The sequence below is a fragment of the Paenibacillus humicus NBRC 102415 genome, from assembly GCF_004000905.1.
Taxonomy (GTDB): Bacteria; Bacillota; Bacilli; order Paenibacillales; family Paenibacillaceae; genus Paenibacillus_O; species Paenibacillus_O humicus.
Window position 1 is genome coordinate 1 of sequence record NZ_BIMD01000040.1, and the last position, 16,738, is coordinate 16,738.

12 protein-coding genes are annotated in these 16,738 nt (G+C 60.5%); all 12 read left to right on the forward strand.

Annotated elements, in window-relative coordinates; genetic code table 11:
• Window positions 1-681 (forward strand): stage II sporulation protein P (gene spoIIP / locus PHU01S_RS19630; protein WP_164763130.1); only part of this gene is annotated, 681 nt, incomplete at its 5' end.
• 32 nt (window positions 682-713) lie between these two features.
• A complete protein-coding gene (locus PHU01S_RS19635; protein WP_049867706.1) occupies window positions 714-1,202 on the forward strand; it encodes a hypothetical protein in 489 nt (162 codons plus the stop codon).
• 112 nt (window positions 1,203-1,314) lie between these two features.
• Complete coding sequence (lepA, locus tag PHU01S_RS19640) at window positions 1,315-3,132, forward strand: translation elongation factor 4 (RefSeq protein ID WP_048750098.1); 1,818 nt, start codon at window positions 1,315-1,317, stop codon at window positions 3,130-3,132.
• Between the two features lie 132 nt (window positions 3,133-3,264).
• Window positions 3,265-4,482 carry a radical SAM family heme chaperone HemW gene (gene hemW, locus PHU01S_RS19645; RefSeq protein ID WP_049867705.1) on the forward strand — a complete coding sequence of 406 codons (1,218 nt, stop codon included), beginning with the start codon at window positions 3,265-3,267 and terminating at the stop codon, window positions 4,480-4,482.
• 103 nt (window positions 4,483-4,585) lie between these two features.
• Window positions 4,586-4,993: a HEAT repeat domain-containing protein gene (locus PHU01S_RS19650; RefSeq protein WP_048750104.1), complete on the forward strand. Its 408-nt coding sequence runs from the start codon at window positions 4,586-4,588 to the stop codon at window positions 4,991-4,993.
• A 348-nt stretch (window positions 4,994-5,341) separates the two neighbouring features.
• A complete protein-coding gene (locus PHU01S_RS19655; RefSeq protein WP_049867704.1) occupies window positions 5,342-6,364 on the forward strand; it encodes a LacI family DNA-binding transcriptional regulator in 1,023 nt (340 codons plus the stop codon).
• Window positions 6,365-6,526: 162 nt separating this feature from the next.
• Entirely contained in the window at window positions 6,527-8,653 is a 2,127-nt protein-coding gene (locus PHU01S_RS19660) for an amylo-alpha-1,6-glucosidase (RefSeq protein ID WP_127509468.1), read from the forward strand.
• Window positions 8,654-8,729: 76 nt separating this feature from the next.
• A complete protein-coding gene (locus PHU01S_RS19665; RefSeq protein ID WP_049867702.1) occupies window positions 8,730-10,082 on the forward strand; it encodes an ABC transporter substrate-binding protein in 1,353 nt (450 codons plus the stop codon).
• Window positions 10,083-10,247: 165 nt separating this feature from the next.
• Window positions 10,248-11,198, forward strand: a complete 951-nt coding sequence (locus tag PHU01S_RS19670; protein ID WP_021879832.1) for a carbohydrate ABC transporter permease — start codon at window positions 10,248-10,250, stop codon at window positions 11,196-11,198.
• A 4-nt stretch (window positions 11,199-11,202) separates the two neighbouring features.
• Window positions 11,203-12,033: a carbohydrate ABC transporter permease gene (locus PHU01S_RS19675; protein ID WP_198156145.1), complete on the forward strand. Its 831-nt coding sequence runs from the start codon at window positions 11,203-11,205 to the stop codon at window positions 12,031-12,033.
• A gap of 7 nt (window positions 12,034-12,040) precedes the next feature.
• Window positions 12,041-14,359 carry a class I SAM-dependent methyltransferase gene (locus tag PHU01S_RS19680; RefSeq protein WP_127509471.1) on the forward strand — a complete coding sequence of 773 codons (2,319 nt, stop codon included), beginning with the start codon at window positions 12,041-12,043 and terminating at the stop codon, window positions 14,357-14,359.
• Window positions 14,356-16,719: a glucosidase family protein gene (locus PHU01S_RS19685; RefSeq protein WP_127509474.1), complete on the forward strand. Its 2,364-nt coding sequence runs from the start codon at window positions 14,356-14,358 to the stop codon at window positions 16,717-16,719. The genes PHU01S_RS19680 and PHU01S_RS19685 overlap by 4 nt, the downstream gene beginning before the upstream one ends.
• Window positions 16,720-16,738 lie beyond the last annotated feature (19 nt).

Sequence of the window (16,738 nt, forward strand, 5' to 3'; positions counted from 1 at the left end):
GGACCGGCGAGCGGCGGGGCCGGCAGCGGAGCGCCCGGGGCCGCCGCTGGCGGCAGCAAGGCCGTGTTCATCTATCATTCGCACATCCGCGAGTCCTACAATCCGGAAGTGGGCAAGCCCGGAACGAATCCGGAATCCTCCAAGGTCAACGTGGCCAATATCGGAGAGAGGCTGGCCGGGCAGCTGGAAAAACGCGGTGTCGGAGCCGTTCACTCCAGCACGGATTATCCTTCTGTGATCCCGGGCTTCAAGTATTCGATGAGCTACAAGTATTCCAAGAAGAGCGTGCAGGAAGCGATGAGCGCCAATAAAGGACTGAAGTTCTTTTTCGATATCCACCGGGATTCCGCCAAGCGCAAGACGACGACGGTGAATATCGGCGGCAAGGATTACGCGAAAGTATTTTTCATCATCGGCCGCAAAAATCCGAATTGGGAAGAAAACGAGAAATTTGCCGAGCAGATCCACAGCATGCTGAACGAACGTTATCCCGGTCTGTCGCGCGGAATCTGGGGCAAGACCGTGACGACCGGCAACGGAGAGTACAATCAATCGCTGGCTTCGGACAGCGTGCTCGTCGAGGTCGGCGGCATCGACAACTCGCTGGAGGAAGGCTATCGGACGGCCGACGCTCTGGCCGAAGTCATCGCGGATCTGTATTTCGCGGGCGAAAAAGCTTGATTCCATTACAATAACCGAGAGGAGAGGTCATCATGCGCAGAAGAAGCCAGCTCAAATGGACCGTGCTGGGCGCCGCCCTGGCGGCCGTGCTGATGTTCGGGATGGAGATGACGACGGGCGGCATCAACCGGGTATACGGACCGATCGAGGGCTCCGATCCCGCGGCGGTCGGGCGTTTCGCGGAAGCCGCGAAAGCGCGCGAGCAGCTGCAGGCGGCGCAGAAATACGAAGCCGAGCTGCGTCAGCTTCAGAAGAAGTACGGCGTCCAGCCGTCCGCCCCGGCGGAGGCGCAGACGGCATTCGCCGGCGATGCGGAGTCGTCCGGCGCGTCGTCCGGAGACGTCTCGGCATGGAACGGATACTCGGCCGGGGATGAACGGTACAGGCTGCCGGGAGTCGCGCCGCTGGATTCCGACACCGGCGTCAATCGCCTTGCCGACGGAACGGCCGGCATGCTGCAGAGCGTATCCAGCTCCGGCATCCGCATGATCGTAACCCTCTTCGACTCCTTTACCAAATAATCGGCTTGCCGTCTGGCCCGCTTCCTTTCCCTGCCGCTCATTGCCGCCCCGGTCCGCCTCGGGTATAATGGTACGAATGGGTTAGATAATTGAGGGGTGTGGATAGTTAAGCATGGCAGACGTACGCGACCGCCAACAGAAGATACGGAATTTTTCCATTATCGCGCATATTGACCACGGGAAGTCGACGCTGGCCGACCGTATTCTGGAATATACCGGAGCATTGACCTCCCGCGAAATGCAGTCGCAGGTGCTCGACCAGATGGATCTCGAGCGCGAGCGCGGCATCACCATCAAGCTGCAGGCCGTGCGCCTCGGCTACAAGGCCGACGACGGGGAAGAGTACATCCTGAACCTGATCGATACGCCCGGACACGTCGACTTCACGTATGAAGTTTCCCGCAGCCTCGCGGCCTGCGAGGGCGCGCTGCTGGTCGTGGACGCGGCCCAGGGCATCGAGGCCCAGACGCTGGCCAACGTCTATCTGGCGCTGGACAACAACCTGGAGATCCTTCCGGTCATCAACAAGATCGACCTGCCGAGCGCGGAGCCGGAGCGGGTCAAGCAGGAGGTCGAGGATGTCATCGGGCTCGACGCGAGCGACGCCGTCCTCGCTTCCGCCAAGGCGGGCATCGGCATCAAGGAGATTCTGGAGCAGGTCGTCCAGAAGGTTCCCGCTCCGACGGGAGATCCCGACCAGCCGCTCAAGGCGCTGATCTTCGACTCCCACTACGATCCGTACAAGGGCGTCATCGTCTACGTGCGCGTCGTCGACGGCAGCATCAAGGCCGGCTCCAAGATCCACTTCATGGCGACCGGCGCTGAATTCGAGGTCATCGAGGTCGGCGCCTTCAAGCCGCGCATGAGCATCGTGGACGAGCTTGCCGTAGGAGATGTCGGCTTCATCGTCGCCGGCATCAAGAATGTCAAGGACACGCGCGTCGGCGACACGGTGACCGAAGCCAAGCGCAAGGCTCCCGAGCCGCTTCCGGGCTACCGCAAGATCAACCCGATGGTATACTGCGGCCTGTATCCGATCGACAACACGGAGTACAACGACCTGCGCGAGGCGCTGGAGAAGCTGCAGCTCAACGACGCGTCCCTCACCTTCGAGCCGGAATCGTCGACAGCGCTCGGCTTCGGCTTCCGCTGCGGATTCCTGGGCCTGCTCCATATGGACGTCATCCAGGAGCGCATCGAGCGCGAGTTCAACATCGACCTCATCACGACGGCGCCGAGCGTCATCTATTCCGTGACGCTTACGAGCGGCGAGGTGCTCAGCATCGACAATCCGTCCAACTACCCGGAGGTCGGCAAGATCGAGCATGTCGAGGAGCCGTATGTCAAGGCCGCCGTCATCGTGCCGAACGACTTTGTCGGCACCGTCATGGAGCTGTGCCAGAACAAGCGCGGCGAATTCGTGAACATGGAGTACCTGGATACGAACCGCGTCACCATTACGTACCAGATTCCGCTTTCGGAGATCGTCTACGACTTCTTCGACCAGCTGAAATCCAGCACGAAGGGGTACGCTTCCTTCGACTACGAGCTGTCCGGCTACCGCCAGTCCAAGCTGGTGAAGATGGATATCATGCTGAACGGCGAGACGGTCGACGCCTTGTCCGTCATCGTGCACCGCGACCGCGCCTATCAGCGCGGAAGGGTCATCTGCGAGAAGCTCAAGGATCTGATTCCGCGCCAGATGTTCGAGGTGCCTATCCAGGCGTCGATCGGGCAGAAGGTCATTGCGCGCGAGACGGTCAAGGCGATGCGCAAAAACGTTCTTGCCAAATGCTACGGCGGCGACATCAGCCGGAAGCGCAAGCTGCTCGAGAAGCAGAAGGAAGGCAAGAAACGGATGAAGCAGGTCGGCAACGTCGAGATTCCGCAGGAGGCGTTCATGGCCGTCCTGAAAATCGACGAGGATTGATGACTGGACATAGGCCGGATGAGCGTTCTGTCCATTCGGCCGCCAGCTTCGCTGGAGGAGAGCCGCGGCTCTCCTCTTGCGGCGTTTAAGGGAACCCGAGGTGCAGCGGTTCCCGGTAGAGGAGGCATCGCCATGCTGAAGCACGCGCCCAAGGCGCTTTACATTCATATCCCTTTTTGCACGAACAAATGCTTTTACTGCGACTTCAACTCTTATGTGCTGCAGGGTCAGCCGGTCGACAGCTATTTGACCGCGCTGGAGAAGGAGATGGAGCTCACTCTGGCCGCGATTCCGGCCGAGCGCATCGATACGGTATTCGTGGGAGGAGGCACTCCGACGGTGCTGACTCCGCCTCAGATGGAGCGATTCCTTGCCGCCGTAAGGAAGCATTTCCCGCTGCACGAAGGAACGGAATTCACGATGGAGGCCAATCCCGGCACGACCGATCCGGACAAGCTTGCGGTCATGTTCGCGGGCGGGGTCAATCGGCTGAGCTTCGGTGTCCAGTCGTTCGACAACGGACTTCTGGAGCGGATCGGCCGCATCCACAACGTGGACGACGTCTACCGCAGCCTGGACAATGCGCGGGCGGCGGGCTTCCGCAACTTGTCCATCGACCTGATGTTCGGCTTGCCGAAGCAGACGGTCGCGATGCTGTCCGACAGCGTCGACAAGGCTCTGGAGCTGGATCTGCCGCATTACTCGCTCTACAGCCTCAAGGTGGAGGAGAACACGCTCTTCCACCATATGTACGAGCGCAACGAGCTGCCGCTGCCGACCGAGGACGAGGATGTGGAAATGTATCTCCATCTCATCGATCGCCTGCAGGGAGCGGGATACGAGCATTACGAGATCAGCAACTTCGCGAAGCCCGGCTTCGAGAGCCGGCACAACTCCACCTACTGGCGCAATGAGCCCTATTACGGGCTTGGAGCCGGCGCGCACGGCTATATCCACGGGCTCAGGCATGTGAACATCAAAGGCGTGCAGCCGTACATCGACGCCGGACTGCAGCGGCTGCCCCGCCTGTCGGAGGAGCGGGTCCCGGATACGGACGCGATGGAGGACTTCATGATGGTCGGCCTGAGGCTGCTGGACGGCGTCCGCGACCGGGATTTCGAGCAGCAGTTCCCGGGGCATACGATCGATGGCGTATTCGGAAGCCAGCTGCAGCCGCTGCTGCAGGAAGGCTTGATGCAGCGTGTCGACGGCGGCGCCGGGACGTTGCCGGGAGGCACGCCGCTTCGCCCGGGCACCGGCTATCGGCTGACTTCCCAGGGCGTGCTGCTCGGCAACGAGGTGTTCGGCGCATTCGTAGGGGTGCTGGGCGAAGAGACCGCCGACGTATAAACAGCCGTCACTGGCAACATGATTGATTATGAAGCGATAAAAGGGGAAATTTCCATTGAAACAGGAAGAATTCAAGCCGGAGCTGGAACAAGAACTGGACCCTATGGCGGAGCTCAAGCGTGCGGCCAGCCGCACTTCCGACTGGAAGGCGCGTCTTGCCGCCGTCAAGGAGCTCGGCAAGCACAAGCAGCCTCAGTCGGTTGAAATCATGACGCGCCTGCTCGCGAGCGACCCGGTCTATGCCGTCCGCGAAGCGGCCTACTCGGGGCTCAAGGGCTTCGGCGAGCCGGTCCAAGCTCCGGCGCGCAGCAAATCCGAGCCGGTCAAGGGCGTATCCAAAATTATCGTCCGCATCCGCAAAAGCCTTCCGGAAGGCCATTCCCTGGAGGATTTCAAGGAGAAGCTCAGGAAGACGAGAAGCGATGTCTATGACGTCTACGAAGGCGAAAAAGGCCCTGAGTTCGATTCTTGGCTGGAAGGCGTCTGGAAGGCTTCATTCGACCGCAAATAAGCTCGGCAAGCCAGGCCGGGCCGGATCTGTCCAAGACAGGTCCGGCCCGGCTTTTGTGTTGGATTCTGGACGGGCAGCGGCTGCCGGCTCTCATTCGGCGTGTTGGCAATCCTAGCGCTTGATGGAGAACGGCCAGGCTCTTATCCGGCTTTTTTATCCGGACGGCATTCATGGCTCGGTTCTCTTTGTTCCGACCGGTGCCGCATTGGGCATGCTCCAGCTCCATTGCAGGTTGTCGGGACAAGTAAAAAAAGGAATAAAAAAAACTGTTGCAAGCGTTTTCGGTTTTCCGTTATACTGAGCGGGTAAAGACTTCCAAAACGTTTTGGAAGAAAGGAGTGAGGAAGACTGACCACCATAAAAGACTTGGCGAAGTATGCGGGAGTCTCCGTCACAACCGTTTCCAGAGCGTTGAACGGCTATGACGATGTGAACGAGGGAACCCGCCAAAAAATCCAGAAAGCAGCCAAAGAGCTCAACTATCGCCCCAATGTGCTCGCCCGCAGCCTGGTCACCAAGAAAACGCGGACGCTCGGCGTGATCCTGTCGGATATCAACCGGGCCGGAGCGAAGGATGCGATGGCATTTGAGATTCTGTGCGGCATCAACGACCGGGCCGGAGAGCTGGATTACGAGATCATGCTGTTCAGCACGAACGCCAAGAAGCAGATGTCCAAATCCTACAGCGACCTGTGCAAGGAAAGGAACGTGGACGGCGCCATCATATCGGGCCTTCGAGTCCAGGACCCGTACCTGCAGGAAGTGACCTACGACTCCAACTTTCCATGTGTGCTGATCGACATTCCTGCCGAGGGCAGCTGCCTCGGACATGTCACGACCGACAACGTGGAGGGAGCTTCCATGGCGGTCAGGCATCTGATCGAGCAGGGGCATCGCCATATCGCGATGATCAACGGCCACAACGATGCGGCGGTCAGCCTGGAGAGGCTGAGCGGCTACCGGAAGACGCTGGAGAAGCACGGGATCGCCTACAGGCCCGAGCTGGTGTTCAACGGCAGCTTCTCGGAAGAGGGCGGCTGCGAGGCGATGTTCGAGATTCTGCTTCATCACCCTGAAGTGACGGCCGTATTTTCGGCGAGCGACTTGATGGTTCTGGGAGCGCTGAGGGCAGTCGAGCGCAGCGGCGGCAAGGTGCCGGAGACAATCTCGATCGTGGGATACGACGACATTGCGATCGCGTCCTACAGCTCTCCCAAGCTTACGACCATCCGCCAGAACAAATACGAAATGGGCTACCAGGCTGCCCAGCTGCTCGTTGACCTCATTGAAGGCAGGCCTGTGAATCACAAGATCATGCTCCATAACGAATTGATGATAAGAGAAAGCACGTCGCCCTGTGAAAAACCGTGACAGCGGAAGGGCGTTTTATTTTCGGAAATTACCAAAACGTTTTGGTTGACACGTAAGCGCTTCCTAATTAAGGAATATCAGTGTTTATAAGGCATGATCATTTATGGACATCATGTAAAGTTGTCCAAAACGTTTTGGAGATCTAAAGGGGATTGCATACACATGGACTACCGCGTGATAAAAGAGAACGATCTGTTCCTGATGACCGACCATTCGGGCGATATCCCGGAGCGGCAGGAAGAAGGACAAGGCTTCGGCTTGTATACAAGGGATACCCGCTTTCTGAGCGTGCTGGAGCTGCGGATCAACGGCAAGAAGCCGATTGTCCTCTCCTCGGAGGCGGATGAGAATTATTTGTCCACCATCCTGCTTACGAATCCGCATATGGAGATGGACGGCAAGCTCGAGCTGTGGCGGGAATCCATCGAAATCAAGCGGACCCGCTTCATTTACGGCGATGTGCTCTATGAAACGGTTGAAGCGACAAACTACAGTCCGACGACGTGGGAATTCGAGCTGTCGCTTCGATTCGCGGCCGACTTCACGGATATGTTCGTCATCCGGGGTTTCCAGAGCGGAGGCGCAGGCGTCGCAGCTCCGCCTCTGCCTGGCGAGAACGGGCTTGCGTTCGCTTATGACGGGCTGGACGGCATCAAGCGCAGCCTCATCGCCCGCTGGTCCAGGCAAGCGGACCGCTTCTCTCCCGAAGGGGAAGCGGCATTCCGGATGAAGCTGGAATCCGGACAGTCAAGCGCGGTTCATTTCAGCTTCGCCCCGACGTTCGGAGAGGAGGAAGCGCGGCTCGTTCCGAGGGACGAGGCATTGGAAGCATTGCGCCGGTCGTACCGGGAGTGGAACGAGCAGGCGACATCCGTCGACAGCGATCTGCCCGCCTTCAATCGGCTGTACGGACGCGGCCTGCAGGATATCCGCGTGCTGCTGACGGACATCGGCTTCGGACCGTTCCCTGTCGCAGGTCTGCCATGGTTCGCGGTGCCGTTCGGCCGCGACAGCCTCATTACGGCGCTGCAGCTGCTGCCGATCCAGCCGGAAGCGGCCAAAGGAACTCTTCTGACGATGGCTCATTTCCAGGGGACGAAGGAAGATCCTTGGCGCGACGAGCAGCCGGGCAAAATCATGCATGAGCTCCGCAAGGGAGAGCTGGCGAACACGAATCAGGTTCCCTTCAATCCGTATTACGGATCGGTGGATTCGACGCCTCTGTTCCTGGTGCTGCTCGGGGAATATGTCAGATGGACCGGGGACGTGAATACGCTCAAGCGGCTTCTGCCCCATGCGGACAGGGCGCTGGAGTGGATCGACCGGTACGGGGACCACGGCGGCAGAGGCTTCACCTCCTATTATCAGGAGTCATCCAAAGGCATTGCGAACCAGGGATGGAAGGATTCCGCCGATTCCGTCGTCCATCGGGACGGCCGCTACGCCGAAGCTCCGGTAGCCCTGGTCGAGGTGCAAGGCTACGTCTATCAAGCCAAGCAAGCTCTCGCCGGCCTGTTCCGGACCTTGAACGATCCGGAGAGGAGCGGTCAGGCCGTGCGCCTCGAGGCGGAAGCCGAAGCGCTGAGGCAGCGGTTCGAGGAGCGCTTCTGGATGGAGGATCGCCAGTACTACGCGATCGCCCTGGATGGAGACAGCGCGCAGGTCGGCACCGTGACGTCCAACCCGGGCCATGTTCTCATGTCCGGCCTCGTGTCGCCGGAGAGAGCGGAGGCGGTTGCCCGCCGGCTGATCTCGCCGGAGATGTTCAGCGGTTACGGCATCCGCACGATGGCGGAAGGCGAGAAAGCCTACAACCCGATGAGCTACCACGACGGCAGCATCTGGCCGCATGACAATTCGCTTTGTCTGATGGGCCTTGCCAGGTACGGCCTCGACAAGGAAGCCGCTGTCGTAATGGAAGGACTGCTGGAGGCGTCCGGACATTTCGAGAACGGCCGCCTGCCGGAGCTGTTCTGCGGATATTCGGCTTCAAGAGGCCGCGCGGTCCGCTATCCGGTCGCCTGCTCGCCGCAGGCATGGGCCGCGGCGACTCCGCTCGTGTTCGTCACGGCGATGACGGGGCTGAAGTTCGATCCGTCCTCCAGGACGATCAGCCTGAAGCCGTCTTTGCCGGAAGGAATGAACCGCCTGTCCGTGAAGGGGATGCGGATCGGCGACGGACGGCTGGCGGTGGAAATCGTGCGTACTGGAGGCGAGTATCGGACTACGGTGCTTGAGTTGCCGGATGGCTGGACCGTCGACATGGTTTCCTTGGCAGGACGGCAATAGGCGAATGAAGGTATTTCGGGCCCGCGCCCCGCGCCGGCCCTTAATATAACCACTATTTTAGAGGGGTGTTCCAATCATGAAGATCAAAGGAACCGCATTACTGGCCATCGGGATGTCGGCGGCGATCGCGCTGACGGCCTGCGGTACGAATTCAGGCTCCAATTCCGGCAACGCGGCGAGCGGGAACAGCGGCAAAGCCAGCAACGCAGACGCTTCAGGCGGCACGGAAGCGAAAGAAGTCAAGCTCCGCGTCGGAACGTGGGACGGAGGAGACAGCCTCAAGATCCAGCAGCAAATTGCGGACAATTATATGAAAGCGCATCCCAACGTAAAGGTGTCCATCGAATCCGTGCCGGATCAATACGGCACGAAGCTGCTGACGCAGATCGCAGCCGGCCAGGCGCCGGATGTATTCCAGATCGGCGACGGAGACATCAGCATGTTCATGAACAAGGGGTCGCTTGAAGACTTGACCTCCTATATTCAAGGCGACAACGGAATCAAGCTGGACGATTATTACGCCAACGTCCTCGACGTCGGCAAGCTCGGCGATAAATACTACACGCTGCCGAAGGACTATTCCGACCTGGCCGTATTCTACAATAAAAAATTGTTCGACGAAGCGGGCCTGCCCTATCCGCAAGCAGGCTGGACCTGGGAGCAGCTGTACGACACGGCCAAAAAGCTGACGAAGAAAGACGGCGACCGCATCACCCAGTGGGGAGTCAACCTGCCAGGCGCGTGGACACGTGCCGTCCTGCCTCTGATCAATGCGTACGGCGGCAGCGTCATCAGCCCCGACGGAGAGAAGTTCGACGGCTTCATGAACAGCGACGGAACGGTGAAAGCGCTTGAGCTGTACCAGGACATGTACCAGAAGGACCGCATTTCCCCGTCCAGCACCGAAAGCGCGGCGTTCAAGGGCGTCGATCTGTTCGCGGCAGGCAAAGTGGCGATGAGCGTAGGAGGCCGCTGGCCGGTGACGGATTACAAGAGCAACAAGGACCTGAGCTTCGGCGTCGTCGCCATGCCGGCCGGCCCGAGCGGAGCGGCCAATACGATCTGCTACGCCGGGTATGGATTGTATTCCAAGTCGGCCAACAAGGACGAGGCCTGGAGCTACCTGAAATACCTGACCGGTCCCGAAGGACAGGAGCTTCTCGGAGCCTATGCGTTCACGGCGGTCAAAGCTACCGCTGAGAAGCTCGGCCAGACGAATGACGAGGCTCTCAAGCCCTTCCTCGACGATATCCCGAACATCAAGGATTTCCCGGAAAAAACGAGCCCTTACTTCAGCACGACCGGGGGCAAGGCGCTGCAATCGGTCATGGACAAAATGATGCTTGGCAAGCCGATCGACGTGAAGAAAGAGCTGGACGCAGCCGCCAAACAAGGCGATGCGGACCTGCAAACGGCCAAATCCGAGTAAGCCTTGGGATGGCGCCGCTTGGCGGCGCTGCCGCGCAGCAGGAAGGGGAAGAGGATCGTCTTCCCCTGTCCCGGCTGCACGGATCCTGCCTGCAACCGAACGGACCAGCCGCATGCCTTGAGGCGGCGGAGTCGGTCCCACTTAATCCGCTTGAGGTGATAAAAGATGAATATGCCGGAGATGGACGGCGCTTCCGCAACAACCGCAGCTGCTCCCCGCAAGAAGGCAATGCGGGCTACAAGCAAGGAAGCCATATGGTTTTATGTGCTGATCTCTCCTTGGCTGATCGGATTTCTGGCATTCGTGCTCGGTCCGATGATCGCTTCGTTTATCATCAGCCTGACCAAATGGGATTTGCTGACGCCAGCAAAATTTATCGGGTTCAAAAACTATTCCAAGGCGCTGAATCATGATCCGCTTTTTTGGACTTCGCTCAAAGTAACCGTAATCTACTCTGTCTTATCCGTACCGCTGGGACTGGTGTTCTCGCTTGCGCTGGCCCTGCTGCTCAATCAGGCCGCCTGGGGAATGAGGCTGTTCCGCACGATCTTCTATATGCCGGCCGTCGTCAGCGGCGTTTCGGTCATGGTTTTATGGATGTGGATATTCAATCCGGAAATCGGATTATTCAATACGATCCTCGGTTATTTCGGCATCTCGGGACCGGGCTGGATCTACGATCCCAACTGGGCGATGCCTTCCATGGTCATCATGAGCCTCTGGGGAGTAGGCGGGGGCATGATTATCTGGCTGGCCGGCCTGAAGGGCATCTCGCCGTCCCTGTACGAGGCGGCCGACCTCGACGGAGCCAACGCTTGGCAGAAGCTGAAAAACGTCACCGTCCCGATGCTGACTCCGACGATCTTCTTCAACCTGATCATGGGCATCGTCGGCGCGCTGCAGACGTTCGGGCAGGCGTATGTCATGACGAAAGGCGGACCGATGAACTCCACGCTGTTCTACAATTACTACCTGTTCCAGCACGCGTTCGAGAACTTCAACATGGGCTACGCCTCCGCGCTCGCCTGGTTCCTGTTCATCATCATTCTCGTGCTGACGCTGATCGTCGTGAAGTCCTCGGACGCCTGGGTCTACTATGAAGGGGAAAGGAAGTAAAGGCATGCGAACAAACAAATGGCTCCATCAAACCATCGTGTATGCGCTGCTTCTGGCCGGCTCGCTCGTGATGCTGGTTCCTTTCGCCTGGATGCTGTCCACTTCGTTGAAGGAGTCGTACCAAGTGTTCACGGTTCCTGTCAAGTGGATTCCCGATCCGATCCGTTGGGACAACTACATCACGACCTTCACGGGCCTTCCGTTCGGCCGCTGGCTGCTCAACACGCTTGCCGTCACCGTGCCGAACATTATCGGAACGGTGCTGTCCTGCACGGTCGTCGCGTACGGATTCGCCCGCTTCAAGGCGAAGGGCAAAAACATGCTGTTCATCCTCATGCTGTCGACGATGATGCTGCCGACCTCGGTCACGATGATTCCGGTGTTCTACCTGTTCAAGGAACTCGGATGGATGAACACGCTGCTGCCGCTGATCGTACCGGCCTTTTTCGGCACGGCCTTTTATATCTTCCTGCTGAGGCAGTTCTTCATGACGATTCCCGTCGAGATGGAGGAGGCGGCCAAGATCGACGGCGCCAGCACGCTCGGCATTCTCGTCCGCATCATTTTGCCGCTGACCATTCCTGCGATCATCACGGTGGCCATCCTCCAGTTCAACGGCGTCTGGAACGATTTCATGACTCCGCTACTGTACCTGAACAAGCCGGAGCTGTATACGCTGGCGCTTGGCATCAACTTCTTCAAGAGTGAGAACAACGTCCAGTGGAACTTCCTCATGACGGCTTCCGTCGTCACGATGCTGCCTTCGCTGCTGTTCTATTTCCTCGGCCAGAAATACTTCGTGGAAAGCATCACGCTGACCGGAATGAAAGGATAACAAGCCTATGGCCAAGCTGACCTTGAACCGAAGCGGAGCGGGATGGCTGGCAGGCGTCGGCCTGCTGTCGGCATCCATGCTGGGGCTGGAAATCGCGCTGACGAATGTGCTCGGCGTGCTGCTTCAATATCATTATGTGTCGCTTCTGATCTCGCTGGCCGTCCTCGGCACCGGGGCCGGCGCTTACGCCGCCGTCCGCTTCGGAGGCAAGGCCGGCAGGATGCAGGCTGCGGCTCCTGCGGGCTGGGCAAGCATGGCTGCGGGAGGATACGCCATCCTCCTGAGCTTTGTCCTGGCCCGTTTTCCCTATTCGGGGCAGCTTGCCTTTTACGCGCTGTTGTGCGCGCTGCCGTTCCTGCTGTTCGGCTGGGTCACGGGCCGGGCTCTCGCTTCCGGGACCGCTCCGGCGCCTGCCGTATATGCGGCCGATCTGCTCGGCGCAGCGGCCGGCGCGCTGCTGGGCTACATCCTGACGGAACGGCTCGGCGGCTTCGCGGCCGTGTTCCTCATGTCGGCGCCTGCCTTCGCGGCGGCGCTCGCCTTGTTTGCCGGCGGACGGGGCATGAGAAGGAGATATGCCGTCCTGGCAGCCGTGCTGCTGCTCGCAGCGACGCCGCCCGCCTTCGAGACGGCCAGGCAGCTGGACGGCTGGCAGCTCGATTTCGCCGCTTTTCACGGGGCTGCGCCTGACAAGACGATTGTCGGGACGCTGCGCAGCGATCCTTCCGCCCATGTCGTCTCGACGCATTGGGACGGATTCGCCCGCACGGACACGGTCGCGACCGCGGATGACAGCCGCCGCATGCTGTTCGTCAACGGCGGTGCCGGAAGCTATATGTACCGGTTCGACGGCAGCCTGAGCTCCGTTGCCGGCCTTGCCCGTGATATCGAGTTCCTGCCGTTCGCCGCTGGACGCGCGGATCGGACCGCCGTCATCGGAGCGGGCGGGGGACGCGACATTCTGTACGCGCTGCTTGCCGGAGCCAAGGATGTCACTGCCGTCGAGCTGAGCTCCGGCATCGTCCGGAGCATGAGGGAGCAGGCGGACTACAACGGAGGCCTCCTGGATCGTCCCGGCGTCAAGACCGTCGTCGGCGACAGAAGAAGCGTGCTGACCCGCAGCGCCGGCGGTTATGACCTGATCGTCCTAGATCTCGTCTATTCGCAGGTGGGCGGCATGGGCGGCCAAGCCTTGTCTGAAAATTACGTGTTCACGAGGGAAGCGTTCAAGGAGTATTTGGCCAAGCTGGCGCCGGGAGGAAGGCTCGCCATCCTGTCCCATCAAGGCATCGAAGGCGTCCGCGCCTATTATACGGGCCTTGAAGCGCTCATGTCGGACGGGGAGCGCACGGCGGCGGAAGCTTCCCGCCACACGGCGCTGCTTCTGGCAACGGACCAGTCGTCCTCGCCGCAGCTTACCCTGTCCGTGATCCAGAACACGCCGCTCGACTCGAGCCAGCTCAACCTGCTTCAGACCGGGGCGCGCTCGCTGGGACTGCGGCCGCTGTTCCTTCCGGGCTCCGACGAGGAGCTGTTGAAGCCGCTCGTTCAAGGCCAGGTCCCGTTCGACCGGTTCGTGCGCGATTCCGACTACGCGGTCCATCCCGTCAAGGATGACCGGCCGTTCTTCTTCCAGGTGGACCCCGGCCTGCCGCCCGCTCTCGGGCAATGGCTGGCTGCCGCCGCGGCTTTGACCCTGCTGGCTGCATTCGTGATCGGAATCGGAGAGTACGGGCCAGGCCGGGCTTCAAGGCTGCGGGCTGGAAAGCCGCGCTTGAAATCCTACCCGCTCTATCTGCTGCTCGGGATCGGCTATATGTCCGTCCAGACGGCACTCATCCAAAAGGCTTTGCTTTATCTCGGCAGTCCTGCGCTTGCATCCATTGCCGTCATCATGCCGCTGCTGCTCGGAGGAAGCTTGGGAAGCGCGGCCGCAGGCCGTTTCCGGCTTCCCGCGTACGCCGGCGCCGGGGCCGCTTTTGCGGCAGCAGTCCTACTGCTGCTGGCGGAGCCTGCCCTGTCGGATAGTCTTCTGGTCTCCGGAGACAGCGCGCGGCTGGCGTTCGTCGGCGTTTCCGCCTTGCTGCTCGGCTTGCCGATGGGCATGCCGCTTCCGTCCGGGCTGCGCGAGGATGACCGGCGGCTGCCGGGCTCTTCCGCCTTTTTCTTTGCCGTGAGCGGCTTGGCCGGCATATGGGGCTCCTTGCTCGGCTCAGCCGTCTCGATGACGGCCGGCGTGACCGCTACGCTGGCTGCCGGCTGCCTGTGTTATGCCGCTGCCGCGGCAGCGGACCGCTTTTTTACCGATAGGAGGAAGGACAAGTGAACATGAAGCTGTGGGATACAGGGCCGAAGCTGGCTCCATATAAGGAAGAGGGAAGCACGGAAGGAGCCTCGTGGCAGGATCTGTTCCTATGTCCGGGCAGCAAGGCGTGCCTGATCGGGGGACAGAATGGAGGCTTTCCGGACTTCGGCCATCACGTCAAGCTTGAAATGGGCGGGCTGTGGCTGCATCCCGTCAAGCTTCTCGACGGATTCTGGCTCGGCATCCGGGACCGGGAAGAAGATGGCGGAGCTTCGGGACCTGTCTGGCTGACGGAGGCCGGCATCTTCGTGAACCATCCCTTCCACAATGAACATCGGTATACGATGAGAAGGCTCGGTCTGGAAATCGTCCGCAGGCAGTTTTGCCCTGACGGCGAGCAAGGCATTCTCGTTTCATTCGCCATTCGAAATCTTCTCGATCGTCCGCGCGATCTGGATGTCCATTTCCTGGTTCGGACCGACCTGAGTCCGGTCTGGTTCTCGGAAGGAATGGAGTGGCGGGAAGGGTTCGATCAAGGCCGATTCCATCCGGAGCGCGGCGTCTTTACCGCAAGGGATGAGCATCAGCCTTGGCATGTCGCTGCCGGCTCGGCGCTTCCTGCCTCGAATTGCGACATCGACCGGGAGCTGTTCGGACCGCATTGGACTGCGGGCAAGGGCGTCGGCGGCGAGCTGACATACGCCGGCGAGCACCTTCCTGCGGGAGGCGAGATCGAGATGCAATCCGCCGTTGCCGGCTCGCTGCACAGCGAGCTCGACGCGCTGGCAAGCCTCGAGAAGCTGCTCGGCTCGGCCGAAGAGCTGTGGGCGGCCAAGGTGCTGCGGTATGAAAGCCTGTTATCCGCCTCCGAGCTGGATATCCCCGACAAGCATTTGCAGAAAACATTTCATTGGGTGAAATTCCATCAAGACTGGCTGCTTCGGGATGTTCCGGGTGTCGGCAGAGGACTCGGGGCGGGCCAGCCGGAGTATCCCTGGTGGTTCGGCTGCGACAGCAGCTATGCGATTCCCGGGCTGCTGGCAACGGGAGGCATGCAGACGGCTCTGGATACGGTGCGTCTGCTGCACCGGGCTTCGGAGCAGGCGAACGGGAACGGCCGTATCATCCACGAGATGTCGACGAACGGGCTTGCCGCCCATCCCGGCAATACGCAGGAGACGGCCCATTTCATCTCTTGCCTGTGGGAGGTGCTGAAATGGACGGGAGATGCCGCGCTCCTTGACGAGCTCTATCCTTCGGTGCAGAAGGGACTGGACTGGCTGCTCGGGGAAATGGACCCCGACGGCGACCTGCTGCCGGAAGGCTACGGCATCATTGAGATCGAGGGCTTGAACGTCGAGCTGATCGATACAGCCGTCTATACGTGGTCCGCGCTCAACGCCGCATCGGAGATGGCGGCCTTGCTGGGAGACGAGAGCGGCCGCAGCCGCTGGGCGGAGCTTGCCGTCCGGGTCGGAGAGGCCGTCAACCGGGGCATGTGGCTGGAAGAGGAAGGTCTCTATGCGGACGCCATGGCTCCGGTGGGCAAGGTCCGGGACAGGATCGATCTCTACATCGAGAGGGCCAGGCAATTCGGAGCCGATAACGCCGTGCGCGATCTCCTGGCGATGAAGGCCGACATGGAAGGGCTGCATCCCGAGCTCGAGAAGCCGTGGCTGTTCAAAAACTGGGTCATCAACACGCCGATGGAAGCGGGGCTCGCTCCGCGGCAGCAGGCGATCCGCGCCCTGGACCGGATGGCAAGCGAGGAGTTCACGGGCCGCTGGGGAACGTATTTGTCCGGCATGTACCGCGATCAGATGATGACGATATCGACCGGCGTTCAAGCCGTGGCGGAGGCGCGTTACGGCCGGATGGACGAGTCGCTCCGCTATGCGCGGATGATCGCCTCCACCTTCAACCGGAGGCTGCCGGGCTCCATGTCGGAGATGTCTCCGGACTATGGCTGCTTCGTGCAGGCATGGACCAATTACGGCATCGTGTGGCCGCTTGCGGCGTACATGTTCGGCATCGGTCCGGAAGCGTACCGCAAGCATCTGACGCTGCAGCCCCGCTTGCCGGAGGAATGGAAGGAAGCCGCCATTTCCAACGTCGGATTCGGCTTGGGCGAGCACGCGGCGGAGCTGCAGCAGTATGAGATCCGGCTCACGGCAGCTGAGGATGTGTACCGCTGGAAGCTGCAGGGCGAAGGCTGGACCGTTAGGCTGCGCTTGCCGGGAGAAGCGCTGGGGGCGGCAGCCGTGCTGCTGGACGGACTCCGGGTCAGGCTGGAAGCCGACGGCGAGGGATGTTATGCGGACGTCGAGGGCGAAGGGGAGCACGAGGTCCGGGTCGTCAAGCTGGCGGCGGCCGGCTCCTGAATGAATAGAAGCCTGCATC